This window comes from Lonsdalea britannica, from assembly GCF_946477055.1.
Classification (GTDB): Bacteria; Pseudomonadota; Gammaproteobacteria; order Enterobacterales; family Enterobacteriaceae; genus Lonsdalea; species Lonsdalea britannica_A.
In genome coordinates this window covers 1-2,863 of record NZ_CAMKXG010000356.1, presented here as the reverse complement: position 1 = coordinate 2,863, position 2,863 = coordinate 1, and the positions used below count along the sequence as shown (strand labels likewise).

General features: G+C 57.6%; 1 protein-coding gene. It reads left to right on the top strand.

The genetic code is table 11. The annotated features are described in order from the left end of the window. The first annotated feature begins 371 nt into the window (after window positions 1-371). Window positions 372-1,982 carry a nitric oxide reductase transcriptional regulator NorR gene (gene norR, locus Q7O77_RS16590; RefSeq protein WP_304169821.1) on the top strand — a complete coding sequence of 537 codons (1,611 nt, stop codon included), beginning with the start codon at window positions 372-374 and terminating at the stop codon, window positions 1,980-1,982. Window positions 1,983-2,863: the final 881 nt, after the last annotated feature.

Sequence of the window (2,863 nt, the reverse complement as noted above, 5' to 3'; positions counted from 1 at the left end):
TTGTTTATCATTCGTTTAAATACCATTTAATAACCAGGAAACGGATTTAATACGCGGTGAGAATCGCATACAAAATAAAAACGAGAATAACTCAATAGCGGTTTTTTCATTCGCGATAAGCCTGTATTAAATAAGCTCGACAGAGAAGGTGTTATCACCGACGGACACGGTTGATTGCCCCCGGGCGAAGCGCGGAGAGGTCGCAAAACCATCCCCAGTCTCGTCGTCAATGCCCTGCTTTTTTCCCCTTGGTTATCTCCGCAAACACGGAAGGTGAAAGCGATAATCTCAATGGCACCCTGCTAAATTGTGTCTAAACTTTACTGTCGAAAAGACACCATTTTTATCGAAGAGAGGACTTTTTGACTCAGATGTTGAAGTTGTTGAATGCGCTGGTGCCGCAGGTTGCGGATCTCTCGCGGGAGATGCCGCGTGAAGTCCGTTATCAGCGTTTGCTCGATTCGCTGAATCTCCTGATCCCGGCAGACGCGACCGCGCTGCTACAGCTGGAAGGCGAAGCATTAACTCCCGTCGCCATCAAAGGTATTAATACCGACGCGCTCAAACGGCACTTCATTTTGGACGAGCATCGACGCTTCGCCGCCATCCTGGCTACCGCCAACGTGATGCGCTTCCCGCCCGATACCGAGGTGCCAGACCCTTTCGAGGATTTGTTCGAAAATGAACGCAGTCGTGCGGGCGAAAATGACGCCATCGGCTGCGTGCTCCGTCTCGACCAACATCTTTGGGGATTGCTGACACTGCATGCGTTTGACGGCCACACCTTCTCCGCCGACGCGCTCAAAACGCTGGAGATATTCGGCGGCATCGCCTCCGCGACCGTCTCAGCCAGCACCCACGTCGACCAGCTTAAGTCCACGGTGGAAAGCGAGAACCTGCGCGCCGAAGCGTTTCGCCTGACGGCAGTACACGGACACGACGAACTGATCGGGAGCAGCGAACCTTATCAGCTACTGATGGATGACATTGAACTGGTCGCCTCCAGCGACATGACGGTACTGATTACCGGCGAAACCGGGGTGGGTAAGGATTTGGTCGCTCGTCGGTTGCACGCGCGTTCCCGACGGGCCAATGCCCCTCTCATTGTGATTAACTGCGCCGCCCTGCCCGACCATCTGGTGGAGAGCGTTCTATTTGGCCACGTGCGCGGCGCGTTTTCGGGCGCGACGACGGACCGCTATGGCAAATTCCAGCTCGCCAACGGCGGGACATTGTTTCTCGATGAAATCGGCGAGCTGTCACCGGAGACGCAGGCCAAACTGCTGCGCGTGTTGCAGGACGGGCAATTGCAGCGCGTCGGCTCGTCTAACCCGCATCATGTCGATATCCGGCTGATCGCCGCCACCAATCGCAATTTGTTCGCTGAAGTTCAGTCCGGTGAGTTTCGCGCCGATCTGTACCACCGACTGTGCGCGTTCCCGATTCATGTTCCGGCGCTGCGCGAACGTCAGCAGGACATCCAGCTTCTGGCGGGCGCGTTTATCGAGCAAAACCGTAACCGGATGGGGCTGAAAGGGCTACGCCTGTCACCCACCGCGCAGACGGCGCTGTCGAGCTACGACTGGCCCGGTAATGTGCGCGAGCTGGAACAGGCCATCAGCCGTGCTACGCTACGCGCGACGGGCAGACTGGCGTCATATCCGGCCAAACGCGCGTCGTTTGTCACGATCAGCGAACGCGATTTGGGGCTGGATACGCATGAAAAGCTGCAGCATGACGTCGCGGCCAACGAACCTCAGCAGTTCGGTCCGCACGAAGCGCCGCAGCAGGATCTGCGCACGGCGGTCAACGCATTCCAAAAGCAGCTTATCGAGCGAACGCTTCACCACCATCAGGGCAATATCTCGGCGGCGGCCCACGAACTGGGTCTCAACCCGGCAAGCCTGGCGCATCTGGCGCATCGGTTAGGCGTCGTGAATCAGCCTGAAAAATCCGTTCGAACCAGTCATTCCGACCGCTAATCTCAACTCAGCCGCCCCGAGCATTCCGGGCGGCCTCCTCAATCTCATACGACGTTCAGCGAGACGCCGGCAGCGCATACACAATAATGTAATCACCCAGTTTGGTGCCGAACGAGCCGTGTCCGCCAGCGGCAATCAACACGTATTGCTTGCCGTCGACGGCATAGGTCATGGGCGTCGCTTGTCCTCCGGCAGGCAGACGCGCCTGCCAAAGCGGCTCTCCGTTAGTGATGTTAAACGCCCGCAGATAGTTGTCTGCCGTCGCGGCGATAAACAGCACATTGCCCGCGGTGGAGATCGGCGCGCCTAACATCGGCATTCCGACTTCGAACGGCAAGGGCAGCGGCGAACTATCGCGCACGGTCCCGATCCGCTTTTTCCAGACGATGACGTTGGTTTTCAGATCGATGGCAGAGATATAGCCCCACGACGGCTGTTTACACGGGATACCGAGCGGCGACAGAAATGCGTTCAGCGTCACGCCGTAAGGCACCCCATACTGCGGCTGTATGCCGGACTCCGTCCCCGATCCTCCTTTCCCCGCCGTGTTCGGCTCAATCGGGTTTTGCGGACCACGCGGGATCAGCCGCGACACAAACGGCAACGCCATCGGGTTGGCTATCGCAATCTGGCGATTCGTGTCGACGGAAATGCCGCCCCACTCAAACATGCCAAGATTGCCGGGGAACACCAGCGTGCCCTGTTCAGACGGCGGCGTAAACGGCCCTTCATAGCGGAGCTGATGGAACATGACGCGGCAAACCAGCTGGTCAAACATCGTCGCCCCCCACATATCCTTACCGACCAGCTTTTCACGGGGACGGTAGCTCAGCCTGTCTCTTATACACATCTGACGCTGCCGACGAAGAGGATAGTGTAGA